Here is a 24,916-nt window from a genome sequence, read left to right as displayed (position 1 = left end):
CCCCCAAGGCCCGGTTGCGTAAGCGCCCGGTAAGTGGGCGACCGCAAAGACGCTCCCCGCCGCCCGCATGGTTGCGGATGACGGGGAGGAAAATCTTCGAACGCGGAGGGGTCCGGGTACAAGTGGTTTGGACCATGCTCCGGGACACATTTCCTACCCGGAACCTCCCCATGGGCCCGCTCCCACCCAGGGTGCGTCCAGGGCGTTTGCCGTGGTCACCCGGTGTTCACGCAAAATCCGCCACACCTGAACGGCCGGTCAGTTCCGCCGCCACCAGCTCGGCGATCTGCGCGGTGTTCAGCGCGGCCCCCTTGCGAAGGTTGTCCCCGCACACGAAGAGTTCCAGCGCGGTCGGGTCGTCGAGCGCCCGCCGCACCCGCCCGACCCAGGTCGGGTCGGTGCCCACCACGTCGGCGGGCGTCGGGAACTCCCCGGCGGCCGGGTTGTCGAAGAGGACGACACCCGGAGCCGTGTCGAGGATCTCCCGGGCCCCGTCGACCGTGACCGCGCCCTGGAACCTGGCGTGCACCGTCAGGGAGTGGGTGGTGACCACCGGCACCCGCACGCATGTCACCGCGACCGGCAGCTTCGGCAGCCCGAGGATCTTGCGGGACTCGTCCCGCACCTTCATCTCCTCCGACGACCAGCCGTCCTCCCGCAGCGACCCGGCCCACGGTACGACGTTGAGCGCGACCGGCTCCGGGAACGGCCCGGTCAGGTCCCCGACCGCCCGCCGTACGTCACCGGGCTTGGTGCCCAGCTCCGTGCCGGCGACCATCGAGAGCTGGGCCCGCAGCGTCTCCACGCCGGCCCGCCCGGCCCCGCTCACCGCCTGGTACGACGACACCACCAGCTCGCGCAGCCCGAACTCGGCGTGCAGCGCGCCCAGGGCGACGATCATCGACAGGGTGGTGCAGTTGGGGTTGGCGACGATCCCGCGCGGCCGGTTGCGGGCGCAGTGCGGATTGATCTCGGGGACGACCAGCGGCACCTCCGGGTCCATCCGGAAGGCGCCGGAGTTGTCCACCACGACGACGCCCTTGGCCGCGGCGATCGGCGCCCAGCGCGCGGACACCTCGTCGGGCACGTCGAACATCGCGACGTCGATCCCGTCGAAGGCCTCCTCCGACAGCGCGACGACCTCGACCTCGGCCCCGCGCACGGTCAGCTTGCGGCCGGCCGAGCGCGGGGTGGCGATCAGGCGGATCTCGCCCCAGACGTCCGCCCGCTGGGACAGGATCTGGAGCATCACCGTGCCGACGGCCCCGGTCGCACCCACGACCGCGAGCGCCGGCTTGCCGGTCATCGGCCGGTGCCTCCGTAGACGACGGCCTCGTCGGTGTCGGAGTCCAGCCCGAAGGCGGTGTGCACGGCGCGCACGGCCTCCGGCACGTCGTCGGCCCGGGTGACGACCGAGATGCGGATCTCCGAGGTCGAGATCAGCTCGATGTTGACCCCGGCGTCGCTGAGCGCCTCGAAGAACGAGGCCGTGACCCCCGGGTTGGTCTTCATGCCCGCGCCGACCAGCGAGATCTTGCCGATCTGGTCGTCGTAGCGCAGCGAGTCGAAGCCGATGCCCGGCCGGTTGCGCTCCAGCGCGTCGATGGCCTTGCGGCCCTCGGTCTTCGGGAGCGTGAAGGAGATGTCCGTCAGGCCGGTGGCGGCGGCGGACACGTTCTGCACGACCATGTCGATGTTGATCTCGGCATCGGCGATGGTCCGGAAGATGGCGGCGGCCTCGCCCGGCTTGTCGGGCACCCCGACGACCGTGACCTTGGCCTCGGAGGTGTCGTGCGCGACACCGGAGATGATGGCCTGTTCCACCTTCTTGTCCCCAATCGGCTTGCTGCTGACCCACGTGCCCTGCAGTCCGCTGAAGCTGGACCGGACGTGGATCGGGATGTTGTAGCGGCGCGCGTACTCCACACAGCGGTGGAGCAGCACCTTGGAACCGGAGGCGGCGAGCTCCAGCATGTCCTCGAAGGAGATCCAGTCGATCTTCCGCGCCTTCTTCACCACGCGCGGGTCGGCGGTGAACACACCGTCGACGTCGGTGTAGATCTCGCAGACCTCGGCGTCCAGCGCGGCGGCAAGCGCCACGGCGGTCGTGTCGGACCCGCCGCGCCCCAGCGTGGTGATGTCCTTCTTGTCCGCGCTGACGCCCTGGAACCCGGCCACGATCGCGATGTTGCCCTCGTCCAGCGCCGTCCTGATCCGCCCCGGCGTGACGTCGATGATCCGGGCTTTGTTGTGGACCGAGTCGGTGATGACGCCTGCCTGGCTGCCGGTGAACGACTGGGCCTCGTGGCCCAGGTTTTTGATCGCCATGGCCAGCAGTGCCATGGAGATACGCTCTCCGGCGGTCAGCAGCATGTCGAACTCACGCCCGGCAGGCATCGGCGATACCTGCTCGGCGAGATCGATCAGCTCGTCCGTCGTGTCGCCCATCGCGGAAACGACGACAACCACCTGGTTGCCGTTCTTCTTCGCTTCCACGATTCGCTTGGCGACGCGCTTGATGCCCTCGGCATCGGCAACGGAGGAGCCTCCGTACTTCTGCACGACAAGGCCCACGTGCGCTCCTCGCTCGGTTTGTTGTGTCGGCTCAGTTTAACGAGCGTCCGAATTCCACCAGCCTGCTCCCGCATGGTGAGACCGGCGGATCCTCGCCGCTCGCGACCGGAACCTGCCCAGCGAACAGCAGACCACGCGGAAAGTGCCCTGCCTCACATCCGCCCTTCGAATGAAGTTTCCAGAGCTAGGCACGGGGAGTGCGCGTGGTTCCGCGCCGGAGCAGACTCACTCCGGCGCCGAGCGAGACGGCCCCCATCCCGACCGCGGTCATCACCCCCTGCGTGCCGTCGACGACGAAGGGCGCGACGGCGGCGACCACGAGGTTGAAGAGGAAGAGGAACCACAGGACGGGGCGGGAGGAGAGCAAGGGCTGCACGGCGGGAATCCTTCTGTCTCGGGTCGGCTGACCTGGCGAGATCAACAATCCCGTCCCGCGGGGACCGCAACGAGGAGGCGTACTCCCGAACCGTTGGTGTAGGCAGGTACACCATGACGGCGTTGATCCTTCTCTCCGGCATCGTGCTGCTGGGCGCGAGCGTGCAGTGGCTGACCGGCATGGGTTTCGCGCTGGTCTCCGTACCGGCCCTGATCCTCCTCCTCGGCCCCGCCGAGGGCGTCGCGCTCGCCAACTGCGCGGCCGGCGCGATCAGTGTGGTGGGCCTGGCGGGCGGCTGGCGCCGGGTCCGCCCGGCCGCGATGGTCCCGCTGTGCGCGGCGGCGGCCTGCACGGTCCCGGCGGGCACCTGGCTGACCCGCCAACTCCCCCCGCCATTACTTCTCTTGACGATGGGAGCCCTGGTGACGGCGGCCGTGCTCCTGGTGATGCGGGGCGCCCGGCTCCCCGCCCTCGGCGGCCGGGGCGGCGCGCTGACGGCCGGCGCGGTGGGCGGCTTCATGAACTCGGCGGCGGGCGTGGGCGGCCCGCCGGTCTCCCTCTACGCCCTCAACGCGGGCTGGACGGTACGGGAGTTCGTCCCCAACGCCCAGTTCTACGGCGTGGTCGTCAACGCCTTCTCGGTGACGGCGAACGGCGTACCGGGGCTGAGCGCGGCGGAGTGGACGGCAGCGGGCGGCGCGATGCTGGTGGGCGGGGTGATGGGCAGCGCGGTGGCCGACCGCATACCCGAACACCACGCCCGCCGCCTGGTCCTCCTCCTCGCCCTGACGGGCGGGGTCACCGCGGTGGCGAAGGGGGTCTGGACGCTGTGACCATCCCCGTACGCCGACTCAGTCAGCGAACTCCTTCAGAGTCTCTGTGTCGAGGGTGATGTTCACCGGTTCCGGAAGCTTCACCGCCGCTCCGAACGGCAGCTTCTCCTCGTGCCGGTAACGGCCGCCCTCGGGCTGGTTGAAAACGACGACCGAGCAGTCGTCACGGTCGATGAGGAGGTAGATGGGAATGCCGGCTGCGGCGTAGCCGTCGGGCTTCTCGACGCGGTCGCGCTTGTTGGTGTCGGAGTCGTACGACGTGACCTCGACGGCCATCAGCGCCCCCTCGGATTCGGACCACTCCCCGTGGCCCTTGAGTCCGCCCACCTTGACGAGCACTCCGTCAGCACGAGCGCGCCCCTTGCGGTATCGCTCGGTCTTCAGACCGCTTTCGGCGTGCAGCCACAGATCCGGACGATGCTGCATACACGACCGCTGCAGCCACGCGATCATCTCGCGATGGTTGCCATCGCCCATGGGCTTGACCACGACCCTTCCGTTGATGAACTCCAGCCACACGGTCTCCGGGGCATGGCGTTCCAACTCCTCGAACTCCTCGACGGACATCTGCGGCCGGTGCTCGGTCCTGGGGGTCATGGCGTCGCCTCCTCGACCCCATACTGCCCCGACCGGCACCTCCTGCACGCTCACCGCAGCCCCGCCGCGCGCCGCAGGGCCTCGACGCGCTCGGTGACGTCAATGACCTCGTCGGCGCCTGGCAGGTCGCCGCCGACGCGCTGACCGGGGAGGAAAGTCTCAGGGACGTAGCCGTCCGTGTACTCGTCCTCCTCGATGCCCTCAAGGCACTCGCGGCACAACCCACTCACGATCTCGGTCGTCCGCTCGTCCGCGTCGCACAGACCACAGGCCATGATCACGCGGCTGACGTAAGCCCGGCGGGCGGCCTTCTGCCGGATCTTCGCCTTGGACTTCTTCGGGGGCATCTTGCTCTCCAGTCGGTTGCGGGCGAGTCCGCCCGGGTTGGTGACCACGGACGGGAGCCCGTCGGTCAGGGCCTCGGTGATGTCGTTCGGGGTCGCGCCACGGGACAGCCACTCCTCGGTCAGGGACGCGAGGGAACGGCAGTCGGCGTCGGACAGGGCCATACGGGAGTCGGCGGCGCGCAGTTCGGCGAGGACCTGATGGGCGGTGTCGGGTTCCGGCTCGGCGTCCACGACATCGATGTCCTCGGCTGCCTGGGCTGCCTGGGCCTCTTCGACGCGGGCCAGCCCCAGCTGGTAGTCCTCGGTGACGTCCTTGCCGTCCAGCTTCCGCGCGAACTCCGCCCACCACTCGGCCGACCTGCGGGTACGCGACCAGTACGTCCGGGTCACCCACCGCATCGAGTTGTCCTCGACGGTGATGTGCTCCTTGATCCAGCGCAGATGGCCGGCGAGCGTGATCCGGCGCAGCGAGGTGCGGCAGGCCTGCTGGCCGTAGCGGGGGTGCTCGGCGGCGAGCGCCTTGTAGCCCATCGCGTGACCCTCGTGGAGATGGTCGATGAAGACGGCGAGGTCGCGGTCGCGGGGGCTCAGGTGTGCGAAGTCCGCATCGGCGTGCGGGGCTTCGTCACCCGCGGAGCGCTTCCCGTAACCCGTTTTGGCCATGGGGTGCGACGGGGACGGCAGGGCAGGGCTAGGGTGGCTGCAAGCCACGGCGAGGCTCCTCGGTTTCTAGGGTATCGAGGTACCTCGATACGTAGGTCCAGGCCCCGGAGCCGGTGTTCCAGCACCGACCGGGGCCGATCTATTTGCCGCGAACCTAGAGGCCCTTTACGTTCCGACGCAAGCCGATCACGGAACGTCACTCTTTCGAGGTAGGCGGCTTCAACTCACCTACAGACTCGGTTGGTTGGGTCGGTTCAAACCAGCCCAAAACCCAAAGGGAAGAGCTCGAAGCCCGAGGCTCAAGCCCCGGGCCGAACTGCGGAAACGAACGCCGCCCAAGCAGCGGCGGCAACATGGAGCTCGGGGCCCGCGGCGGCCTTGGAGCCACGGATGTGGACGGCGGCGGAGAGGGAGAGGGCGACTTCGACGCAGGCGCCGCCCTCGTTGTCGCTGTAGCTGGACTTGAACCACTTCAGCTGATCACTTACGACCGATCCACCATCCGCTCGATGAAACCGGCCGACTCAGCGGGGCTGAGAGCCTGCGGTTGTCGATGAGCGCACGTACGTACGCCTGCGTCTGCAGCAGCCCGGGACGAGCGCGACTTCCTACCACCACAGGCTCGTCGCCTCCTTCTCCCGCGCCCGGAACCGCTCCCGGCCGAGGAACTCCTACGCCGCGCTCAACATCCCCTGCGCGGCGCATAGTTCGTCCGCCACGTCCAGCACCCGCGAGGTCGGCCTGCGCACCCGCGCTCCATCGAGGCGATGGTCTCCGGGGAGTAGTTGGCGGCGGAGGCCGGCTTCTCCCGGGTGACGTCGGCCCGCGTACGCCAGCGCTTCAACTGGTCGCCGCTGTAGCGCCGGGCCGCGCGCGGCTGGTTGCTGTTGGCACCGGACACGGCATCCACCTCCGCTACCGAATGCAGCGACGCATCAGCCTCATGTGACCATGAACGGCTCAATCGACCTGCACGGGCGCGCTGCTGCGGCCCTGCCGACGGCCGCTGAGTTCGGCATCGAGAGTCTCCTGGGCGACCCGCATGGCCTCGGCGTAGGTCGGCTCCCGCAGTCGGTGCCACATCTCCTCTTCGGCCACGTCCTCGACGTGGCCGACCACCCACCAAATGTTGCCGAAGGGGTCCTTGATGCGCCCGCCGCGCTGTCCGAAGGCGTTGTCGGCCAGGGCCGTGACGACCCGACCACCGGCCGCCACGGCCCGGTCGAACGTGGCGTCCGCGTCGGCGACGAACACGCGCAGCAGACTCGGCATGACGGGCCAGTCCGCGTGCCGGTCGAAGGCCAGGACGACGGTGTCGCCGATCCGGATCTCGGCGTGCCCGATCAGACCGTCCTCGGTGCGCACCCGCCCCAGTTCCTCGCCCCCGAACGCCTGAGTGACGAAGTCCAGGAACGCGCCCGTGTCATCGGTGACGGCCCAGGGCGCGACCGTGGTGTAGCCGTCCGGTGCGATGCCGGTCTGTTCGGGCATGGCGTCTCCTCGCCGGTGTCGGATGTCGCCGACGACCGTAGGGGCCGCCTAGGACTGTCGCTGTCCTAGATGGCTGACGGCATACGGGAGCCGGGCCTCGCGTCTGGTGGGCGGCCGGCGCCGGTTACGCCCGGCGGCGACGGTTCTCCCTCTGCGCGGCAGCGGCCTGCACAACCCCGGAATTTGGGGGTTGTGACGCCAACTCCGCCCCCAGTGCGGAGGGTTGCCCTACGCTGATGGGTCCGGTACGCGCGTGACATCGGGGGATGACCGTGATCGTGCAGTGGTGTGTGAAGGGTATGGCGCTCCCCGACGACGACGTCGCCAGGGAAATGATCGACAACAGGTTCGGGATCTCCTGCCGCTGGTGGCAGCGGATCGATCCCCTGCCGCACGGCGAGATCGCCTCGAAACTGACCGCTCAGAACCTCAATCTGCACGTGAACCATTTCGAGAGCACCGACCCGGCCACGGGGCTGCCGTTCTGCGAGGAAACCCCGTTCATCTCCCTGTCGTGCGGGACGGTGGAGCGGGACACGGCGGCGAAGACCAACTTCGTGCACACCGCCAGGCACACCGCCCTGTGGTTCGGAACCCGCTTCGGCCGGGAGCCGGTCGCCTATCTCTACTTCTGCTGGGTCATCCTGGCCCCCCGCTCCGCGGTGGCCGTACAGGGCGTCGCCGAGGAGGTCCGGGACCTGAACACCTATCGCAGATACTCGTCCTACCAGGTCGAGGGCGAGGTGGCCGCGAAGATCCTCGTGCCGGCGAACCAGATCAGCCGATGCGAGAGATGGGAATGGAACCGCGAGAGCAAGTCGATCCGGCAGGCGTGGACTCACCCGAACCCCCATTTCGTGCGGCCCGAAGCGCTGAGCAACGTCAGGGAGATGCTCTGAGATGACCTCTCCATCGCCCGACCCGCTGCAACTCGATGCCGGCCAGGTGCGGAACGCGGCCGACTTCCACGAGGCATACGCGCACTTCGTGATGGGCAACGTGGAGGCGGAGGACGGCGACGCCGAGGCCGCCCTCATCGAGGCCGCGTCGGCTTACCGCCTCGCGGGCCAGTGGCGATTACTGGTCGACCGCAAGGGCGGAATCGCTCTGCTGCTCCGCGCCGCCTCGCTGTACTCCCGGGCCGGGCTCATGTACGGCGCCTACCTCGAAGCCTCACTGGCACCGGTCAGGGTTCGCGACCGCCGCGATGCCTGGACGGCCCAGCTCCTGCGCACCGCCGGACGCCCACAGAGCGCAGCCGGGCCCGCGTTCGAGGAACTCCGGTCGGACAGGTTTCTCGGTCACGTCCAGCAGCAGACCTACCTGCTGCTGGCCTGCGCCGCGCTCACCGCACCCAGGAGCGAACAGGCGGCAGAACTCAGGTCCTTCGCGACCCGGTCACCACACCGGGACGGCGTCGTCCCCATGGGGTCGATGGGGATGCCGGTGCGGACTTTCTGGGGCCTGGCGCTGAACATGCTCTCCCCCGATGACGGACCGGCCGCCCGCACGTACGCCGACACGCTCACCGGACTGTCCCGTACCTACGCCAGGACGGTCGACCTTGCCATGGCCAACACCCTGACCTGGTTCAACGGAGCGGCCCCGATCGACGTGGCAGACCTGGACGTGATCGGCACGATGGCGATGGGCGTACGGCACTTCGGCCGAGCCCGGATGCAGGACCTGCTGGACACCACCGAACTGCCCGCCGTCGCCCTGGTGCCCCTGGATCTCGGCAAGGAGATGGTGCCGCCGGACGACCCGGACCTGGACCGGCCGACCAGACGGCCCACGACGGATGTCGCGGACCAGCTGAGAGACCCCTGGGATCGGGACCTGGATCCGGACACACGGGATGATCTGGGTGGGGCGCCCGACACAACGGACCTGAATGATCGCAACAACCCACGCAGGCCCGATGAACCGGACGGTCCGGACGGAGGATTGGACCTGTAGTGAAAGACGCGACGGAGTTGATCCGGGCGCTGACCGGGCTGGCCTGGCCGGTGTTCGCCGCTTGGGTGGTGTGGAGGCTGCTTCCGGAAATCCGGCACATCATGGAGAAGCGCGGCTTCAGCCTCAAGGTCGGCAACAACGAACTGACGGTCCAGCAGTTCACGGACCAGGTCGTGGAGAGCACCGCGGAACTCCAGCAGCAGATCACGGCCCAGGCCGGTCAGAGCCGGGCCGGGCAAGAACAGGCACCGCGACCGCAGCGCGTCCTGCACAGAATCCTGTGGGTCGATGACACGCCTTCCAACAACGCCTACCAAACCGGGCAGTTGCAGGCGATGGGGGTGGAGGTCGTACAGGCCGAATCGACGAACGACGGCCTGCGGGCTCTGCAAGGGGCACAGCAGTCCTTCGACGCCGTGATCTCCGACATGGGCCGCCCGGAGGCGGGCGGATTCGACCCCGACGCCGGCCTCAAGCTGATCCGGAAGATCCGTGAGACCGACGCCGCGATCCCCGTGTTCATCTACGGAGGCGCCGGCGCGATGGCCCGACAGGACCAGGTGGCCGCCGCCGGGGGCACCGGCGTCACGCAGTCCCCGACGGAGCTCTTCGCCCTGCTGGGACAGGTGGGACGATTCCCGAAGACGGCTACTTGACCGACCGCACGCCCAGCGAGCCGCCGATCTCCTGCTGCATGACCTGGCCCGCCTCGAACTCCAGGGTCTCGTCGCCCATCGTCGCCTGGTCGGTGTCCAGGCCGTCCAGCTCCTCCAGGGGCTGGTTGAGGCGGACGTGGATCAGGACGGACTGCAGGGCGCGCAGGACGGCGGACGCCGTGGGGCCCCAGTTGGAGAAGTAGGAGAACTGCCACCACCACAGGGCCTCCGTGGTGCGGCCCGCGCGGTAGTGGGCCATGCCGTGGCGGAGGTCGGTGATGATGTCGGCCAGGTCGTCCGAGATCCGGGCCGGGACGGGCGCCTTGCGGGGCTCGTAGGGGTCGAAGACCTCGGAGTAGACGTCGACGGGCTCAAGGAGGCGACCGAAGTTCTCGCGGAGCTGGTCGACGTCCGGCTCCGGGCCCAGGTCCGGCTCGTAGCGCTCGTCGGGGACGATGTCCTCGTGCGCGCCGAGACGGCCGCCGGCCAGCAGCAGCTGGGAGACCTCCAGGAGGAGGAAGGGGACCGCCGAGTCCGGCTCGTCGCCCTTCGACACCTCCATGACGGCCACCAGGAAACTCTCCACCTGGTCGGCGATCTGGACCGCGAAGTCGTCGGGGTTCTGCGCGGTCGCGTGCAGCGTGGCGTCAGACATCTAGGAGTCGTCTCCCCTCGAAGGCGCGGCCGAGCGTGACCTCGTCCGCGTATTCCAGGTCGCCACCCACCGGGAGGCCGCTGGCCAGGCGGGTGACCTTCAGGCCCATGGGTTTGATCATGCGGGCGAGGTAGGTGGCAGTCGCCTCGCCCTCCAGGTTCGGGTCCGTGGCGAGGATCAGCTCGGTGACCGTGCCGTCGGCCAGACGGGCCAGCAGCTCCCTTATGCGCAGGTCGTCGGGGCCGACGCCCTCGATCGGGCTGATCGCGCCGCCGAGCACGTGGTACCGGCCGCGGAACTCACGCGTGCGCTCGATCGCGACGACGTCCTTCGGCTCCTCCACGACACAGATCACCGTCGGGTCGCGGCGGGTGTCGCGGCAGATGTTGCACAGTTCCTCCTGTGCCACGTTGCCGCAGGTCGCACAGAAGCGGACCTTCGCCTTCACCTCCAGGAGAGCCTGCGCGAGACGCCGTACGTCCGTCGGCTCCGCCTGCAGGATGTGGAAGGCGATCCGCTGCGCGCTCTTGGGACCGACGCCGGGCAGCCGCCCCAGTTCGTCGATGAGGTCCTGGACCACGCCTTCGTACAACGGACTGCCCTTCCTGGAGTCTTTCGGTACGTACGGTAGTTGGCTGCCGCCTGTCCTAGGAAGGCGGTGCGGGTGTCGTGCGGGCGACGAACATCAGAACGGCAGGCCGGGGATGCCGCTGCCGCCGCCCAGGCCCTGCGCCAGCGGGCCGAGCTTCTGCTGCTGGAGCGCCTGGGCGTTCTCGTTGGCCGCCTGGACCGCCGCGATGATCAGGTCGGCGAGGGTCTCGGTGTCCTCCGGGTCCACCGCCTTCGGGTCGATCTTCAGCGCGCGCAGCTCGCCGGAACCGGTCACGGTGGCCCGCACCAGGCCCCCGCCCGCCTGTCCGTCGACCTCCGTGCTCGCCAGTTCCTCCTGGGCCCGTGCCAGGTCCTGCTGCATCTTCTGGGCCTGCTGGAGCAGCTGCTGCATGTTGGGCTGGCCACCACCGGGGATCACGATCAGCTCCTGGGTCGGGTCCGGACATTCTCTGTTGTGGATGAGCCTACGTGGTTGACGCAGCCATCGCCCCGCCACTCTTTCGAGTGAGAATCCCGGTGGCCCTATACCTGATCAAGACACACTTCCGGGCGGAAAAGAGATGAAAGCACAGCCTTCGCCACCCATTGGGCGGTAGGAAGGGTTCCCGTCGTCAGCATTCATTGTCAGGTCCAGTGCCGGGGCCAGTGCCAGGCCCAACGTCAGGTCCGATGTCGGCTCCGATGTCACGGAACGTGATCGGTCGGGATCAGTTAGGGAGTGCCGGGTGGGTCAGCCGGAGATGCAGCCCGAGGGACCGCCTCAGGACGGGCGGGGCGGCGAGGGCGCGGCCGGACTGCGGCCGGGCGATCTGACCGGGCGGGCGTTCCCGCTCGGGGACTGGGGTGAGCCGGCCGAGCGGCTCGACGAGCTGTACCGGTGGGTGGAGCGCGGGGCACTGGAGACGGCCGCATGGTATCTGGCGGACCGGGTCTGGAAGCGGCGCGGGGCGCGGGCGCTGCGGTGCGGGGCGGCCGTGGGGGCGACGCTCGGGGCGGCGCTGCCGCTGCTCGATCTCACCGGGGTGGTGAGCGGGGTCGCGCCCTGGGGGTATCTCGCGCTGCTGCTGGCGGTGTCCTGTGTCGGCATCGACCGGTTCTTCGGGGTGACGTCCGGGTGGATAAGGGACATGGCGACCGCGCAGGCCGTGCAGCGGCGGTTGCAGGTGCTGCAGTTCGACTGGGCGTCGGAGAGTGTGCGGGAGGTGCTGGGACCGGCGGAGGGTACGGCGAGCGAGGCGGCCGAGCGGTGCCTGGGGGTGCTGCGGAGGTTCTCGGAGGACGTGACCGAGCTGGTCCGTACGGAGACGGCCGACTGGATGGTGCAGTTCCGGACGGGGCCGGCGCCGCTGGGCATGCAGGCGACGGTGACGGCGGGGCCGCGGGCCGATGCGGGGCATCTGAACGGGCGGTTTCCGCTGCCGCCGGGGCCCAACGGAGCTCGGCCGAACATGCCCAGGCAGAGGCCGCCGGAGCCTCGGTGATTGTCAGGACGGCTGAATGTCTTGACATCTCCTGAAGGGGCGCCGCATCGTGAGCACGCAGGCTCTGGACGGTCCAAGGAGGGGCAGCCCCATGGTGCGTACGCTCGGCGTCGCCGTCGTCGGATTCGGCTGGATGGGGCGGGTGCACTCCCAGGCCTACCAGCGGGTGGGCCACCACTTCCCGCACCTGGGCGTGCGGCCCGAGCTGGTGGCCGTTGCCGAGGAGGTGCCGGGGCGGGCGGAGGAGGCCGCCGCGCAGTTCGGGTTCGCGGGCACCACCCGGGACTGGCGGGACGTGGCGGTCGACCCGCGGGTGCACGCCGTCAGCATCACCGCGCCGAACTTCCTGCACCGCGAGATCGGCGTCGCCATGGCGGAGGCCGGCAAGCACATATGGATCGAGAAGCCGGTCGGGCTGACCGCGGAGGATGCCCGCGCGGTGGCGGAGGCGGTGGCGAAGGCCGGAGTGCGGGGGACGGTCGGTTTCAACTACCGCAACGCGCCCGCCGTCGCCCACGCCCGTGAGCTGATCACCTCCGGTGAGCTGGGGACCGTCACGCATGTCCGCGTCCGGCTGTTCAGCGACTATGCCGCGCATCCTGACGGCGCCCTGACCTGGCGGTACGAGCGGGCCCGGGGCGGGGGCGGGGTGCTGGGCGACCTCGCCTCGCACGGCGTGGACCTGGCCCGCTTCCTGCTCGGTGACATCGAGTCGCTGGCCGCCGACACGGCCGTGTTCATCCCGGAGCGCGCCCGGCCCACCGGCGCCACCGCCGGCCACACCCTCGCCACCGGCGGCGAGCTGGGCCCGGTCGAGAACGAGGACTACGTCAACTGCCTGCTGCGCTTCGCCTCCGGCGCCCGCGGTGTCCTGGAGGCCAGCCGGGTCTCGGTCGGCGAGCAGAACAACTACGGCTTCGAGGTGCACGGCACCAAGGGCGCCGTCTTCTGGGACTACCGGCGGATGGGCGAGCTGGGCGTCAGCCTCGGCACCTCCTACCAGGACCAGCCCGTCTCCACGGTCTTCGTCGGCCCCGGCCACGGCGAGTACGGCGCCTTCCAGCCCGGCGCCGCCAACGCCATGGGCTACGACGACCTCAAGGTGATCGAGGCCCACAACTTCCTGCGGTCCGTCGCCGAGGACACCGCCTACGGCCCGACGCTGGAGGACGCCGTGCACAGCGCGACCGCCCTCGACGCGATGAGCCGCTCTGCCGCGCAGGGAACCTGGGTGAGCCTCGGCTGACCGGGGCGGGCGGCGGGCGTCACGCGCAGAGTTTCATGCTCACCGGCGCGTAGCAGGCCACATGCCCGTGCGAGCGGATCACGTCCTGGCCGTTCCCCCGCTCGACGTACGTCAGGAAGCTCGACGCCAGTGAGGTGGCCGCCGGCCGGCCGTAGGTGTACGCGTACTCGATCTCGCGGTACGGGTACGGGCTGACGCCGCGCTCGATCGCGTCCACCGACGGGGCGTTGGCGTCCAGGGAGAGGATGTGCAGGCCCTTCGCGCCCTCCGCCACGTTCAGCTCGGCATAGCCGACCGCGCCCTTCAGCTCGGCCACCTGCGACAGCACCTGGTCGGTCGAGTCCAGCTCGCAGCGGATCACCTTCGCCGTCGGGTCGTCCTTGTGCATGCAGTCCACGGAGGAGTTGGCGATCTCGCCGCGCTTCAGTATCCGCCGCTGGAACACCTGCCGGGTCCCGGAGTTGGCGTCCCGGCTGACCAGCACCACCGGCCGGTCGGGGCCGCCCAGCTGCTTCCAGTTGGTGATCTCGCCCCGGTACAGCCGTCGTACGTCGGCCGTGGTGAGGTTCCGCAGCGGCACGTCGTCGTTCACGACCAGCGCGAAGACCACCAGGGCGACCCGGTTCTCCTTCAGCTGGGACATGTCGGTGGGCTTGGGGCCGTCGGAGAGGGCCAGGACCGGCGGGGAGCCCTTCTTCGTGTCCTTCCCGGCGTCGTTCAGCTCCCTGATCCCGGCGGTCGAGCCGTGCGCGTCCACCGTGATCGACGCGCCCTCGCACTCCTTCTCGTACTTCTTCGCCGCGTCCTCCATCACGGGGGCGAAGGCGGTCGAGCCGATGACCCGCAGCGAGCCCTTCGCGCAGCCGATCGGCGGCGGGGTGTCGTCACGGGCCACGACGATGGTGGCGAGGGTGAGGACGCTGAGCGTCAGCATGATGGTGATCAGCCGGGAGGCGCGGCTGAACAGGGGCGTGGCGTCGTCCGGGGTGGCGCTGCGATTGGGGTGCACCTCGCCGTCGTGGAGCCCGCCGACGATCCTGATCTCCCGGCCGACGTCACCGCCGGACAGCAGCACAAGCAGCTTGAAGTGCTCGCCGTGGTTGAGGGGGACCCGCGGGATGCGCAGGGTGTTGCCCGAGTAGCCGAAGCCGCGGTCCGGGGTGAAGTGCGGCATGAGGTGGTCGGTGTCGGTCGGCTGGGTGACCGAGACGCCGCGGATGATGCGGTCGGTGAACACCGCGGTGAGACCGTGCAGTTCGGGACTGGTGTAGTCGTCGCGGCCGATGCCCTGGGAGCCGTCGTTCTCGATGCGCAGCAGGACCAGGGTGGCGTCGGCCATGTCCGGGGCCTCGTCGAAGAGGCCCAGGCGTCTGCCGATACGGCCCGAACGGGCGTCGTCGCCGATCGGGTTGTCCATCTGCACGCGGTAGCCGATGCGTTTACGGCGCGGGACGCGGCGCTCGTACCAGAAGATGCCCGCGGACGCGACGATGCCGAGCACCGCGGTGCCCACGGCGACGATGTTCTCCGTGCTCAGCCACTCCATGTGGGTGCCCCCGCCACTCCCCGGAGTCGGATGGTGGGGTCACCGTAAGGGGCGGGGCGAGGATATGAAGGGACATATCGACCACCCACACTTTTGTTCGCCGAACGTTCAACTACCTCATACGGAGCGTGAGTTCACTCCTTGCTGTAGGTCAGGCTCTCGTCGCCGTTCTTCGTCACGCGCTTCAGCTTGCCGCCCGAGAGCAGGGTCACCTCGGTGGCCTCTCCGGCGGTGCACGACGAACGCGGCTTGCCCGCCGTGACCGTGGAGGGGCCGATCTCCAACGGGCCGTCCGAGCCCGGCTTTCCGGCGAGCTTCGCCGCGAACTCGCAGTGGTAGCCGGGGCCGTCCGCGACCAGGGTGAGGACCGTGTCGCCCACGGCACCCTGGCGGATGGTCAGTTCGCGGGTGTTGTGGCCGGTGTCGTTGTCTATCGCGGTGGCCCAGGTGCCGAGGAAGCCACTCGGAACGGTGCCCTTCGGGGCGGCCGAAGAGGACGGCGACCGGGTGGGCGTCGACTCCGCGGAGGTGGTCGGGGCGGTGGCCGACGGGGTGGGGGTGACCTGGCCGGCCGCCTTGTCGTCCGCGCCGTCGCCGCCCCCGCTGTTCATGAGCCCGTAGACCGAGCCGCCCGCGGCCAGCAGCACGATCAGGGCGATGGTGACGAGGAGGGCGGTGGAGCGGGTGGTGCGGCCGGGCTCGTCGGCGGGGAGGGGGTCGTACAGCGGGGGCGGGGGGACGGGTGGGTAGATCTGGGTGGGGTCGGGGGTGGGAGCGATGGTGGTGTACGGGTTGTACGGGGACGATTGCGGGTGCGGTTGGGGATAACCGTAGGCCGGGTGGGCGGGAGCGTGTTCGGGGGACGAAGCGTTGTGGGGCGACTGCGGTTCGGTGGGGGCCGGTCGCGCCCCCGCGGCGGCAGCCGCAGATTCAACACCGCCCCGCGCCCCTTGGGGAGTCGGCCCCTGCACCCACTGTTTCGTCGCCCCTCTTTGGGACCCCGCCGCCGGCGCATCCTGCAACGCCCCGTAGACCGTCGGATCCTCCACCTCCAGCAGCTCCACGGCATGCCGTCCCAGTTGGGCCACCAGCGCCCCCGGCAGCCACGGGTCCTTCGACCGGCCCTCCCAGACCGTGTCGCCCGCTCCCGTCCGGGCCAGGATCGCGTCCAGGGAGGGGCGCGCCGCCGGGTCCTTGCGCAGGCAGTCGCGGACCACGTCGGCGATGTCCTCGGGGAGGCCGGAGAGGTCGGGGTCCTCCTGGGCGATCCGGAACATCAGGGCGTGTGCGCCGCCCTCCGTGGAGCCGAAGGGAAGCCGGCCGGTGGCCGCGTAGGCGAGTACCGAGCCGAGGCAGAAGACGTCGCAGGCCGGGGTGATCCGGTCGCCGCGCACCTGCTCGGGGGCCATGAACCCGGGCGAGCCGAGGAGGGAGCCGGTCTGGGTGAGCCGTTCGCCGGGCAGTGTCTCCAGCGCCCGGGCGATGCCGAAGTCGATGACCCGGGGTCCCTCTATGGTGAGCATCACGTTGGACGGCTTGAGGTCCCGGTGGACGATCCCGGCCGCGTGGATGTTGCCCAGCGCGTGCGCGAGGCCGGCGGCGAGGATGCGCACGGACCGCTCGGGCAGCGGCCCGTGGTCGTGCTCGACGACCCGGTGGAGGCTCGGCCCGGCGACGTAACCGGTGGCCACCCAGGGCACGGCGGCCTCGGTGTCGGCGTCGAGCACCGGCGCGGTCCAGAACCCGCCGACCCGCTGCGCGTTGCGGACCTCCTGCCGGAAGCGCTCCCGGAACTCCTCGTGCTCGGCGAGCTCCGCCCGCACCAGCTTCACGGCGACGGTACGACCGCGCTCCGACCGGGCGAGGAACACATGCCCCATCCCACCCGCGCCCAGCCGCGCCAGCAGCCGATAGTTCCCGATGTGCTGCGGATCCCCCGGCCCCAGCTTCTCCATGGCAGATCCGCCCCTCGCTCACACTTGTGATCGAGCCGAGAATAATGCGGCCGTTCCGGAGATCGCGCAGTGCCATGTCTACGGTTGCGTAACAAGGACCGACCGCAGGCCATGTCCCCAGGCTGTGGACAACCTGTCGCGGAATCCCCGTGACCACGGAACATGTCGCCGATACCGCTCCCGTACCGGTCGCTCCTACGCTCCCCCGCATGACCCCTCAGCCCAATCCCCAGGCCGGCGCCGCCGTGAAGGCGGCCGATCGTGCGCATGTCTTCCACTCCTGGTCCGCCCAGGACCTCATCGACCCGCTTGCCGTGGCCGGCGCCGAAGGGTCGTACTTCTGGGACTACGACGGCCGGCGCTACCTGGACTTCACCAGCGGGCTCGTCTTCACCAACATCGGGTACCAGCACCCGAAGGTCGTCGCCGCCGTCCAGGAGCAGGCCGCGAGGATGACGACCTTCGCGCCCGCCTTCGCCGTGGAGGCGCGGTCGGAGGCGGCCCGGCTGATCGCCGAGCGGACGCCCGGGGACCTCGACAAGATCTTCTTCACCAACGGGGGCGCGGACGCCATCGAGCACGCCGTGCGGATGGCCCGGCTGCACACCGGGCGCCCGAAGGTGCTGTCCGCCTACCGCTCCTACCACGGCGGTACCCAGCAGGCGATCAACATCACCGGCGACCCGCGCCGCTGGGCCTCCGACGGTGCCGCCGCCGGGGTCGTGCACTTCTGGGCGCCCTTCCTCTACCGCTCCCGTTTCTACGCGGAGACCGAGGAGCAGGAGACCGCGCGGGCGCTGGAGCACCTGGAGACGACCATCGCCTTCGAGGGGCCGGGCACGGTCGCGGCCATCGTGCTGGAGACCATCCCCGGGACCGCCGGGATCATGGTGCCGCCGGCCGGGTATCTCGCCGGTGTCCGGGAGATCTGCGACAAGTACGGGATCGTCTTCGTCCTGGACGAGGTGATGGCCGGGTTCGGGCGGACCGGTGAGTGGTTCGCCGCGGACCTGTTCGGGGTCGTACCCGATCTGATGACCTTCGCCAAGGGCGTGAACAGCGGGTACGTGCCGCTCGGCGGCGTGGCCATCAGCGAGAAGATCGCCGAGACCTTCGGCAAGCGGCCCTACCCGGGCGGGCTGACCTACTCCGGGCATCCGCTGGCCTGTGCCGCCGCCGTCGCCACCATCAACGTGATGGCGGAGGAAGGGGTCGTCGAGAACGCGAAGCGGCTGGGGGCCGAGGTGGTCGGACCCGCGCTCGCCTCGCTCGCCGAGCGGCACCCGAGCGTCGGCGAGGTCCGCGGCGTCGGCATGTTCTGGGCGCTCGACCTGGTGAAGAACCGGGAGACCCGGGAGCCGCTGGTGCCGTACAACGCGGCCGGGGAGGCCAACGCGGCGATGGCCGCGTTCGGCGCCGCGGCGAAGAAGCAGGGGCTGTGGCCGTTCGTGAACATGAACCGGACGCATGTCGTGCCGCCGTGCAATGTGAGTGAGGCGGAGTTGAAGGAGGGGTTCGCTGCGCTGGACGCTGCGCTGAGCGTGGCCGACGAGTACACGGTGTAGGGGCGCCGCACCACCGCTTCTCACAGGTGACTCACAGGATCCGTAGAAACGACCCACGGGTAGCTTCGCGGATCCGGAAGGAGTACACGCGGAACCCGAACGCGTAAGGTGGCGTGCTCGTACATGTACGTGTAAGCGAGCACGTCACCCGAACGCGTGAGGAGAGGCACCCCACGATGCCCGGCAACGGCGCTGTGACGCGCAGTACCCTGCGCCAGCAGATCGCGGACGCGCTCCGTGACGAGGTGCTCGCCGGGCGGCTCCAGCCGGGCCGGGAGTTCACGGTCAAGGAGATCGCCGAACAGTACGGGGTCTCCGCCACGCCGGTCCGCGAGGCGCTCGTCGACCTGTCCGCGCAGGGCATCCTCGAAGCCGACCAGCACCGCGGCTTCCGGGTGCCGGAGTACGCGCTCGCCGACTACCGGGGCATGATCGAGGCCCGCAGCCTGGTCACCGACGGCATGTTCCAGGCCCTCGCCGACGGCCTCCACCCCGCCTTCAAGGACCCCGAGGAACCGCGGGTCGCGGCCGCCCTGGCGGCGGTCCGGCGGCGCGGCGAGGAGGCTCAGCGCGCCGCGACCGCCGGTGACCTGACCGTCCTCATCGGCTACGACCTCCGGTTCTGGCGGGAGCTGTCCGCCCTCTTCGGCAACCCCTACCTCGCCGACTTCCTGCACCGGCTGCGCGTGCAGTCCTGGGTGTGCGCGGTACGGCATCTGCGCCGGCTGCCCGATCTACGCGGGTATCTGTGGTCCCGGCACACCGAGTTGGTCGACGCGCTGTCCCGCCGGGACACGGAGGCCGCCCGGGGGATCGTCGCCGCGTACAACACGCACTCCCTCGCCCTGATCGAGCGACTGGCGGAGAAGGACGGATGACCGCGTCCACGGAGGCCCCGGGGGCCACGGAGCCCTCGGAGCACAGGGAGACCGTCGACCTTTCCGTCGTCATCCCGGCGTACAACGAGGAGGAGCGGCTCGGGCCGACGCTCGATGCCGTCACCCGCTACCTCACCGACAACGAGAGCCGCTTCGGCTCCTGGGAAGTGATCGTCTCCGACGACGGCTCGACGGACGGGACGCGCGAGGTGGTGGCCTTACAGCACCCGCACGTCCGGCTGGTCGCCGCCGACCGCAACCGGGGCAAGGGCAACGCCCTGCGACTCGGCGTGGCCGCGACCGTCGGCAGCCGCGTGCTGGTCACCGACGCCGACCTCGCGGCGCCGATCGAGGAGCTGGAGCGGCTGGACAAGGCGCTCAGCGAGGGCGGTGCGGCGGCGATCGGTTCGCGTGCGGTGCCGGGCGCGGAGATAGCCGACCACCAGCACCGGCTGCGCGAGCTGCTCGGCCGCGCCGGGAACCTGGTGATACGCGCCACCGCCGTGCCGGGTCTCAAGGACACCCAGTGCGGGTTCAAGCTCTTCGACGGCGACCTGGCCCGCGAGGCCTTCGCCGACTCCCGGCTCGACGGCTGGGGCATCGACGTCGAGGTCCTCCAGCACCTGCACCGCACCGGCCACCCGATCACCGAGGTCCCGGTCCGCTGGAGCCACCAGCCCGGCTCGAAGGTGGGCCCGCTGGACTACCCGAAGGTCCTCGCCGACCTGGCCCGCCTCCGCGCCCGCCGGCTGCGCCCGGCCGACCTCCTGGTCCCCGTCCTCTTCCTCGCCCTCTCCATCGCCCTCTACTCGGGACGCTTCTTCGACCCGGACCACCGCTATCTCGTCGACTCCCTCCAGGACCAGAACCAGTGGGAGTGGTTCTTCGCGGTGACCGCGGACAACCTCGCGCACCTGCGCAACCCGCTCTTCTCCGACTTCCAGAACTTCCCCGACGGCGTCAACCTCATGGCCAACACGGTCATGCTGGGCCTGTCGGTCCCCTTCGCCCCGCTCACCCTCATAGCCGGTCCGGCGGTCTCGCTCTCCGTCTGCATGGCACTGGGGCTCGCCGCGACCGCCGTCGCCTGGTACTGGCTGATCGTGAAGCGGGTGGTACGGCACCGGGGTGCCGCCTTCGTCGGCGCGGCCCTCGCGGCCTTCGCGCCACCGATGGTCAGCCACGCCAACGCGCACCCCAACTTCGTGATCCTGTTCATGATCCCGCTGATCATCGACCGGGCCCTGCGCCTCGCCACCGGCTCCCGGGTGCGACGGGACGGGATCGTGCTCGGGCTGATGGCGGCGTACCAGGTCTTCCTGGGCGAGGAGCCGTTCCTGCTGGCGGCGCTGGGGATGACGTTGTTCGCCCTCGCCTACGCGGTCGTACGGCCACAGGTGGCGAGGGTGGCCTGGCGCCCGCTGGGCAAGGGCCTGCTGATCGCCGGGGCGATCAGCCTGCCCCTCGTCGCCTTCCCGCTCCACTGGCAGTTCACGGGCCCGCAGAGCTACCACAGCGTCCTGCACGGCGACAACGCCGGAAACAGCCCCCTCTCCCTGCTCGCCTTCGCCGAACGCTCGCTGCTCTACGGCAACGCGGGCCGCGCCAACGAGCTCTCCCTCAACCCCACCGAGCAGAACGCCTTCTACGGCTGGCCGCTGGTCCTGGTCGCCTTCGGGATCGTCGTACGACTGTGGGAGCGGCCGCTGGTCAGGGCGCTGGCGTTCACGTCCGTGGCGGCGGCCGTGCTGTCCATGGGCCCGAAGATCCGCATCCCGCTGACGGAGACGGTGTATCCGGGGCCCTGGGCGCTGGTGCGGAAGTTCCCGCTCTTCGAGTCCGTCATCGAGGGCCGGGTCGCGATGATCTGCGCCCCCGCGCTGGGCATCCTGTTCGCGCTGGCCCTGGAGAAGATCCTCGCCACCCGCCGCATCGGCGCCCAGTACTTCGGCCTGCTGGCCGTCGCCCTGGCCCTGCTCCCGATCGTCCCCGCCCCGCTCAAGTCCGAGCAGCGGGAGGCGGTCCCGGAGTTCATCAGCAGCGGGATGTGGAAGTCGTACCTGGGCAAGGGCGAGTCCCTCGTCCCCCTCCCGCTCCCGGACCCCGGCTACGCGGAGGCCCTGCACTGGCAGACCAGCGCCCACCTCGGCTTCAAGCTCCCCGGCGGATACTTCAACGGCCCCTACGGCGCGGACCGCATCGGCATCTACGGCGCCGTCCCGCGCTACACCTCCAGCATGCTGCGGGACGTCCGCTACACCGGGAAGGTGCCGGTGATCGGCAAGAACTGGCGGGCGCAGGCCAAGAAGGACTTCGCGTACTGGAAGGCGGGGGCCCTGGTGGTCGCCCCGCAACCCAATGGCGAGAAACTACGACAGGCGGTGGAGGCCCTGACCGGAAAACCCGGTAAGTGGACCGGTGGGGTCTGGGTATGGGACCTGCACGAGGGGAGCTGACCGGCGCCGCACGGATTACTCTTCCCTGACCACCTGGCTGAGCACTTGCTGTGAACGCGCTGATACTAGGAGCCCTCTTTGGCCTGTGACCTCTGGCTGGTACCGCTCGTCGACGTGTTGTGCCACACCCCCGACAATCCGTTCGCCGAGGAACTCGCGCAATACAACAAGGTGCTCGCCGAGGCCGGGCTGCCCCCGGTGCCGGTGTACCAGTACATGCCGGGCCTGTCCGGCGAGGTCGCACCCGTGGCCGGCTTCGACTACGACGCACTCCACTTCCTGCGCCGCGCCTACCTCCTCCAGGTCTGCGGTCTGCCCGTCTCCCCCGTGGACGACCTCGGCGGCGACTACGAGCAGCTCCTGGAGATGTTCGAGTCGACGGCCCAGCAGTCCCACCTGGTCTGGCACTACGACCACGCGGGCGCCTATGTCCCGGTCGACTTCCCGCGACCGCTCTCCAGTGACGAACTCCTCGCCAGCGGCGGTCCGCTGGGCTCCTCCCACGCCCTGCTGCGCGAGCTGGAGTACGTCGCCCCGTCGATCGGCATCGACCCGGCGAACCCCCCGGCCCCGCCCCAACCCCCGGCCGCCCCCACCGACTTGGAGGAACCGGCGGTCCCGGCGCCCTACGACCCGAGCCCGTTCGCACGGGAACGGCACGTATGGCTGGGTCTGCACGCGGCGGCGACCCGCAGCCTGGCCCAGGGTTCGATGATCGTCTTCAGCTGACGGCCGATCACGCTGACAGGGGGTCACGCTGACGACAGGTCATGGTGACGACCGGTCACCCGGATGCCGGTGTCCCCGGATGGCTCCTCCGAAGAGCGCGGTGGGAGATGTCGATCTAGTCTCCGAAATGAGCGCTTATCAGATCGTATGACCACCGCGCTCCCATTCGGCTCAAGGAGGAGAACATGCGCAAGCTTCACAAGGCGGCCGCCGTGATCGCCATCATCGGTGGCGTCGGCTTCATGGGCGCCGTCCCGGCCACCGCCCTGCCGGCGCAGCAGCACGGGTACGGCGGCGGCGGTGGCGGTGGCTGCCGGTCCCACGACCTGAACCTCGACGTCCTCGGCGAGGTGGGCATCCTCAACGGGGCCCTCAGCAACCTCATCAACGGCGAGGGCAGCCCGGGCGCGCAGATCACCGACCTCGGTTCCGACTGCGGTCGCGGCGGCTGGTAGGCCGTCACGCACCACTGATCCGGCCATGCGCCGCGTATTCATCTCTGTGTGAGTGAAAAAGGCTCCGGACCGTCCTCGGTCCGGAGCCTTGGGGTGTACGAGCCGGAATCAGCTCTGTTGCGGCAGCCTGATGGTGCGCACGAGGGGCATGTCGGCGTAGCGGTCGGGTTCGACAGTCACGACATGACGACCGTCGGGCCAGTCAAGTGTGGGCCGGGACAAGTGGACCGCGTGCCCGAGCCGCCACTCCACGCCGTCACGCAGCAGCGCGCCGACCGTGGAGGCACCCGCGAAGTCCAACTCCACGATCTCGACGGCCGGAAGCGCACCGACATGCTCCGCGAGCCCCTTGCGCATACCGTCGGCGGCGGCCAGACAGAGCGCGGGGACGTAGACGTGCCGGGTCGACCCATGCTCTGTGTTCGCCACGAAGTGGGAGGCCAGTGAGTTCCCCGAGTCCAGGGCCAGCAGGGCGGACTCGTCGAAGACGACACCGGTGGAACCGGTCCTCATCGCGCTCACAGGCTGCCCACCGGCCGACCGGCCTCAAGGTCCTGCCAGATCTTCTCCACCCGGTCGTGCTCCTCGTCGGTGAAGGTCACCCCGAAGTGCGTCTCGCAGTACGCCTTCGTCTCCTCGTAGCGCTTGCGCAGCTCTTCCTGCGTGGGCGTGGCCCCCGCGAGCTCGGCGATCAGATCACGCATGGTCATCCCGCGCTCCCGGGCGAGCACCATGAGGCGGTCACGGACAGCGGGGTCGACCTTGACGGTGGTGTCAGCCATGACGCAAGTATACCTCCGGTATACCGTCTCGGGCCGTTCAAGCAAGACAGTCACTGCGTCTCTTTCTCTGCTTCCTAAGCCGCCACGAGGCGAACTTTTTGCATTTCACCCGCCGGTGTCGCGGATTCGTACGGCCTCTCGAACACCTCGCAGACCGTCGAGTACTGCCGGGTCACCGGGTCCCGCGACACCACCCGCCGCAGATAACGCCGTTCCTCCAGCTCACGCAGGGAGGCGACGATCGACATGCACCCTTCCCCGCGCTGTGCCGCGAGGATGCGCTCCGTGATCCAGGCGCCGTTCGGCAGCCCCAGGAGGTACGTCAGTACGCCTACCGCTCCCCAGGACAGGCGTCGGTCCCCGAAACGGGAGCGGGCAAGGGCTGCGAAGGCGCGCATGGGCGCCATACGATGAACGCGCATCGGAGGGCTGTCTCCTGGTGTCGAGCCCCCGGGTGTTGGCGCACCGCGGGGGCAATCTGTTGATCGTGACTTTAGGGCCCCGCAAAGCGGCGGACGCAAGCCAGAATCCCTTTTTCCCGGCGCTGTGTTGACGATTTTCACTCCGGCGAGTGAAGCGCGGAGCGCAGCAGTCGCGTGTGCACGAAACGGCCGTGCGCGGTCGGCCGGTAGCGCCACGACAACGGCCAGGTCATGTCGTCCAGCGCGGGAATCGGGATGTACGACACCCGAGCCGGAACGGCGGTCAGCCTGGTCACCTGCGCAGGCCAGGGCAGGTGGTCCGTGCTCCCGGCCGGGACCAGGAAGTACACACACCGCCGCCCACTGGCGACCTCGATGACGGGACCGGGGTCTCCCCCGGTCAGCTCCGCGAGCCGGTCGGCGAGCCGCCGCCCCCACTCCCCGTCGTCCACCCGCACGGCGTCGAACTGCACACCGGCTTTGCGAAGTTGCACGCCGGAGGCGGGGAGCCAGCCGAGGTTTAAGGGGTCGATTTGCGAGTTCATGGGATCAGTTTCGGCACCTGCGGCTACCTTCTCCATAACTCTGAGTCAAGAGCCGCAAACTCTGGGAATTCGGGGTCCGGTGGTTGTGACCGT

The 24,916-nt window shown here is 69.7% G+C and carries 28 protein-coding genes; 11 read left to right on the top strand and 17 right to left on the bottom strand.

Features of this window, described 5'->3' with window-relative positions:
• Positions 1-226: 226 nt before the first annotated feature.
• The 3 genes from ABT137_RS27765 to ABT137_RS27755 form a co-directional block, all read right to left on the bottom strand.
• Positions 227-1,306, bottom strand: a complete 1,080-nt coding sequence (locus tag ABT137_RS27765; RefSeq protein ID WP_351713532.1) for an aspartate-semialdehyde dehydrogenase — start codon at positions 1,304-1,306, stop codon at positions 227-229.
• Complete coding sequence (locus ABT137_RS27760; RefSeq protein ID WP_351713530.1) at positions 1,303-2,574, bottom strand: aspartate kinase; 1,272 nt, start codon at positions 2,572-2,574, stop codon at positions 1,303-1,305. Before ABT137_RS27760 ends, ABT137_RS27765 begins: the two co-directional genes overlap by 4 nt.
• A 184-nt stretch (positions 2,575-2,758) precedes the next feature.
• Positions 2,759-2,950: a hypothetical protein gene (locus ABT137_RS27755; RefSeq protein WP_351713528.1), complete on the bottom strand. Its 192-nt coding sequence runs from the start codon at positions 2,948-2,950 to the stop codon at positions 2,759-2,761.
• Positions 2,951-3,063: 113 nt separating this feature from the next.
• On the opposite strand from ABT137_RS27755, the gene ABT137_RS27750 reads away from it, so the two are divergent.
• On the top strand, positions 3,064-3,783 hold the full coding sequence (locus ABT137_RS27750; RefSeq protein ID WP_351713526.1) for a TSUP family transporter: 720 nt from the start codon (positions 3,064-3,066) through the stop codon (positions 3,781-3,783).
• A gap of 18 nt (positions 3,784-3,801) precedes the next feature.
• Here the strand turns inward: ABT137_RS27750 and ABT137_RS27745 are convergent, their stop codons facing one another.
• The 5 genes from ABT137_RS27745 to ABT137_RS27725 form a co-directional block, all read right to left on the bottom strand.
• A complete protein-coding gene (locus ABT137_RS27745; protein ID WP_351713524.1) occupies positions 3,802-4,380 on the bottom strand; it encodes a Uma2 family endonuclease in 579 nt (192 codons plus the stop codon).
• Between the two features lie 50 nt (positions 4,381-4,430).
• A complete protein-coding gene (locus tag ABT137_RS27740; protein WP_351713522.1) occupies positions 4,431-5,390 on the bottom strand; it encodes a hypothetical protein in 960 nt (319 codons plus the stop codon).
• A 299-nt stretch (positions 5,391-5,689) separates the two neighbouring features.
• Complete coding sequence (locus ABT137_RS27735) at positions 5,690-5,866, bottom strand: DUF397 domain-containing protein (protein WP_351713627.1); 177 nt, start codon at positions 5,864-5,866, stop codon at positions 5,690-5,692.
• Positions 5,867-6,072: 206 nt separating this feature from the next.
• A complete protein-coding gene (locus ABT137_RS27730) occupies positions 6,073-6,291 on the bottom strand; it encodes a helix-turn-helix domain-containing protein (protein ID WP_351713520.1) in 219 nt (72 codons plus the stop codon).
• Positions 6,292-6,350: 59 nt separating this feature from the next.
• Complete coding sequence (locus ABT137_RS27725; protein WP_351713518.1) at positions 6,351-6,881, bottom strand: VOC family protein; 531 nt, start codon at positions 6,879-6,881, stop codon at positions 6,351-6,353.
• Positions 6,882-7,147: 266 nt separating this feature from the next.
• Here ABT137_RS27725 and ABT137_RS27720 point away from each other — a divergent pair, with 266 nt between their 5' ends.
• The 3 genes from ABT137_RS27720 to ABT137_RS27710 are packed head-to-tail and all read left to right on the top strand — an operon-like array spanning position 7,148 to position 9,496.
• Complete coding sequence (locus tag ABT137_RS27720; protein WP_351713516.1) at positions 7,148-7,780, top strand: hypothetical protein; 633 nt, start codon at positions 7,148-7,150, stop codon at positions 7,778-7,780.
• Between the two features lies 1 nt (position 7,781).
• Positions 7,782-8,840 carry a hypothetical protein gene (locus tag ABT137_RS27715; RefSeq protein ID WP_351713514.1) on the top strand — a complete coding sequence of 353 codons (1,059 nt, stop codon included), beginning with the start codon at positions 7,782-7,784 and terminating at the stop codon, positions 8,838-8,840.
• Positions 8,840-9,496, top strand: coding sequence for a response regulator (locus tag ABT137_RS27710; protein WP_351713512.1), 657 nt, complete (start codon positions 8,840-8,842; stop codon positions 9,494-9,496). Before ABT137_RS27715 ends, ABT137_RS27710 begins: the two co-directional genes overlap by 1 nt.
• Here ABT137_RS27710 and ABT137_RS27705 read toward each other — a convergent pair.
• The 3 genes from ABT137_RS27705 to ABT137_RS27695 form a co-directional block, all read right to left on the bottom strand.
• The gene (locus tag ABT137_RS27705) at positions 9,489-10,151 is read right to left on the bottom strand and encodes a DUF5063 domain-containing protein (protein WP_351713510.1); all 663 of its coding nucleotides are present in this window, start codon (positions 10,149-10,151) and stop codon (positions 9,489-9,491) included. The genes ABT137_RS27710 and ABT137_RS27705 overlap by 8 nt on opposite strands.
• Positions 10,144-10,743 carry a recombination mediator RecR gene (gene recR / locus ABT137_RS27700; RefSeq protein WP_093500254.1) on the bottom strand — a complete coding sequence of 200 codons (600 nt, stop codon included), beginning with the start codon at positions 10,741-10,743 and terminating at the stop codon, positions 10,144-10,146. The genes ABT137_RS27705 and recR overlap by 8 nt, the downstream gene beginning before the upstream one ends.
• A 93-nt stretch (positions 10,744-10,836) precedes the next feature.
• Complete coding sequence (locus ABT137_RS27695; RefSeq protein ID WP_351713508.1) at positions 10,837-11,181, bottom strand: YbaB/EbfC family nucleoid-associated protein; 345 nt, start codon at positions 11,179-11,181, stop codon at positions 10,837-10,839.
• Positions 11,182-11,488: 307 nt separating this feature from the next.
• Here ABT137_RS27695 and ABT137_RS27690 point away from each other — a divergent pair, with 307 nt between their 5' ends.
• Positions 11,489-12,244: an SLATT domain-containing protein gene (locus ABT137_RS27690; RefSeq protein ID WP_351713506.1), complete on the top strand. Its 756-nt coding sequence runs from the start codon at positions 11,489-11,491 to the stop codon at positions 12,242-12,244.
• Between the two features lie 91 nt (positions 12,245-12,335).
• Positions 12,336-13,490 (top strand): Gfo/Idh/MocA family protein, encoded by a 1,155-nt coding sequence (locus ABT137_RS27685; RefSeq protein WP_351713504.1) that lies wholly within the window; start codon positions 12,336-12,338, stop codon positions 13,488-13,490.
• A gap of 19 nt (positions 13,491-13,509) precedes the next feature.
• Here the strand turns inward: ABT137_RS27685 and ABT137_RS27680 are convergent, their stop codons facing one another.
• Entirely contained in the window at positions 13,510-15,036 is a 1,527-nt protein-coding gene (locus ABT137_RS27680; protein WP_351713502.1) for a substrate-binding domain-containing protein, read from the bottom strand.
• 134 nt (positions 15,037-15,170) lie between these two features.
• Entirely contained in the window at positions 15,171-16,991 is a 1,821-nt protein-coding gene (locus tag ABT137_RS27675) for a serine/threonine protein kinase (protein ID WP_351713500.1), read from the bottom strand.
• 209 nt (positions 16,992-17,200) lie between these two features.
• On the opposite strand from ABT137_RS27675, the gene ABT137_RS27670 reads away from it, so the two are divergent.
• The 5 genes from ABT137_RS27670 to ABT137_RS27650 all read left to right on the top strand — a co-directional run bounded on the left by ABT137_RS27670 (position 17,201) and on the right by ABT137_RS27650 (position 23,074).
• Positions 17,201-18,556 (top strand): aspartate aminotransferase family protein, encoded by a 1,356-nt coding sequence (locus ABT137_RS27670; protein ID WP_351713498.1) that lies wholly within the window; start codon positions 17,201-17,203, stop codon positions 18,554-18,556.
• A gap of 176 nt (positions 18,557-18,732) precedes the next feature.
• Positions 18,733-19,434 carry a GntR family transcriptional regulator gene (locus ABT137_RS27665; RefSeq protein ID WP_351713496.1) on the top strand — a complete coding sequence of 234 codons (702 nt, stop codon included), beginning with the start codon at positions 18,733-18,735 and terminating at the stop codon, positions 19,432-19,434.
• The gene (locus ABT137_RS27660; RefSeq protein WP_351713494.1) at positions 19,431-21,890 is read left to right on the top strand and encodes a dolichyl-phosphate beta-glucosyltransferase; all 2,460 of its coding nucleotides are present in this window, start codon (positions 19,431-19,433) and stop codon (positions 21,888-21,890) included. Before ABT137_RS27665 ends, ABT137_RS27660 begins: the two co-directional genes overlap by 4 nt.
• A 78-nt stretch (positions 21,891-21,968) precedes the next feature.
• Positions 21,969-22,619, top strand: a complete 651-nt coding sequence (locus ABT137_RS27655; protein ID WP_294002930.1) for a putative DNA-mimic protein — start codon at positions 21,969-21,971, stop codon at positions 22,617-22,619.
• A gap of 185 nt (positions 22,620-22,804) precedes the next feature.
• Complete coding sequence (locus ABT137_RS27650; protein ID WP_351713492.1) at positions 22,805-23,074, top strand: hypothetical protein; 270 nt, start codon at positions 22,805-22,807, stop codon at positions 23,072-23,074.
• Between the two features lie 108 nt (positions 23,075-23,182).
• On the opposite strand, the gene ABT137_RS27645 is transcribed toward ABT137_RS27650, so the two are convergent.
• The 4 genes from ABT137_RS27645 to ABT137_RS27630 form a co-directional block, all read right to left on the bottom strand.
• Positions 23,183-23,587, bottom strand: a complete 405-nt coding sequence (locus tag ABT137_RS27645) for a PIN domain-containing protein (RefSeq protein ID WP_351713490.1) — start codon at positions 23,585-23,587, stop codon at positions 23,183-23,185.
• A 5-nt stretch (positions 23,588-23,592) separates the two neighbouring features.
• On the bottom strand, positions 23,593-23,856 hold the full coding sequence (locus tag ABT137_RS27640; protein ID WP_351713488.1) for a hypothetical protein: 264 nt from the start codon (positions 23,854-23,856) through the stop codon (positions 23,593-23,595).
• Positions 23,857-23,930: 74 nt separating this feature from the next.
• Positions 23,931-24,278, bottom strand: a complete 348-nt coding sequence (locus ABT137_RS27635; RefSeq protein ID WP_351713486.1) for a hypothetical protein — start codon at positions 24,276-24,278, stop codon at positions 23,931-23,933.
• A gap of 137 nt (positions 24,279-24,415) precedes the next feature.
• Positions 24,416-24,823: a hypothetical protein gene (locus tag ABT137_RS27630; protein WP_351713485.1), complete on the bottom strand. Its 408-nt coding sequence runs from the start codon at positions 24,821-24,823 to the stop codon at positions 24,416-24,418.
• Between the last annotated feature and the right edge of the window lie 93 nt (positions 24,824-24,916).

The organism is Streptomyces sp. NPDC001980 (genome assembly GCF_040296885.1).
Lineage (GTDB): Bacteria > Actinomycetota > Actinomycetes > Streptomycetales > Streptomycetaceae > Streptomyces.
This window is presented reverse-complemented; position numbering and strand designations above follow the sequence as displayed.

Coding starts and splice junctions, on each gene's coding strand:
- ABT137_RS27715 (WP_351713514.1), top strand. CDS start 7,782: ATGACCTCTCCATCGCCCGACCCGCTGCAACTCGATGCCGGCCAGGTG.
- ABT137_RS27645 (WP_351713490.1), bottom strand. CDS start 23,587: ATGAGGACCGGTTCCACCGGTGTCGTCTTCGACGAGTCCGCCCTGCTG.
- ABT137_RS27660 (WP_351713494.1), top strand. CDS start 19,431: ATGACCGCGTCCACGGAGGCCCCGGGGGCCACGGAGCCCTCGGAGCAC.
- ABT137_RS27745 (WP_351713524.1), bottom strand. CDS start 4,380: ATGACCCCCAGGACCGAGCACCGGCCGCAGATGTCCGTCGAGGAGTTC.
- ABT137_RS27665 (WP_351713496.1), top strand. CDS start 18,733: ATGCCCGGCAACGGCGCTGTGACGCGCAGTACCCTGCGCCAGCAGATC.
- ABT137_RS27675 (WP_351713500.1), bottom strand. CDS start 16,991: ATGGAGAAGCTGGGGCCGGGGGATCCGCAGCACATCGGGAACTATCGG.
- ABT137_RS27765 (WP_351713532.1), bottom strand. CDS start 1,306: ATGACCGGCAAGCCGGCGCTCGCGGTCGTGGGTGCGACCGGGGCCGTC.
- ABT137_RS27720 (WP_351713516.1), top strand. CDS start 7,148: ATGACCGTGATCGTGCAGTGGTGTGTGAAGGGTATGGCGCTCCCCGAC.
- ABT137_RS27685 (WP_351713504.1), top strand. CDS start 12,336: ATGGTGCGTACGCTCGGCGTCGCCGTCGTCGGATTCGGCTGGATGGGG.
- ABT137_RS27650 (WP_351713492.1), top strand. CDS start 22,805: ATGCGCAAGCTTCACAAGGCGGCCGCCGTGATCGCCATCATCGGTGGC.
- ABT137_RS27705 (WP_351713510.1), bottom strand. CDS start 10,151: ATGTCTGACGCCACGCTGCACGCGACCGCGCAGAACCCCGACGACTTC.
- ABT137_RS27680 (WP_351713502.1), bottom strand. CDS start 15,036: ATGGAGTGGCTGAGCACGGAGAACATCGTCGCCGTGGGCACCGCGGTG.
- ABT137_RS27635 (WP_351713486.1), bottom strand. CDS start 24,278: ATGCGCGTTCATCGTATGGCGCCCATGCGCGCCTTCGCAGCCCTTGCC.
- ABT137_RS27750 (WP_351713526.1), top strand. CDS start 3,064: ATGACGGCGTTGATCCTTCTCTCCGGCATCGTGCTGCTGGGCGCGAGC.
- ABT137_RS27725 (WP_351713518.1), bottom strand. CDS start 6,881: ATGCCCGAACAGACCGGCATCGCACCGGACGGCTACACCACGGTCGCG.
- ABT137_RS27670 (WP_351713498.1), top strand. CDS start 17,201: ATGACCCCTCAGCCCAATCCCCAGGCCGGCGCCGCCGTGAAGGCGGCC.
- ABT137_RS27640 (WP_351713488.1), bottom strand. CDS start 23,856: ATGGCTGACACCACCGTCAAGGTCGACCCCGCTGTCCGTGACCGCCTC.
- ABT137_RS27740 (WP_351713522.1), bottom strand. CDS start 5,390: ATGGCCAAAACGGGTTACGGGAAGCGCTCCGCGGGTGACGAAGCCCCG.
- ABT137_RS27630 (WP_351713485.1), bottom strand. CDS start 24,823: ATGAACTCGCAAATCGACCCCTTAAACCTCGGCTGGCTCCCCGCCTCC.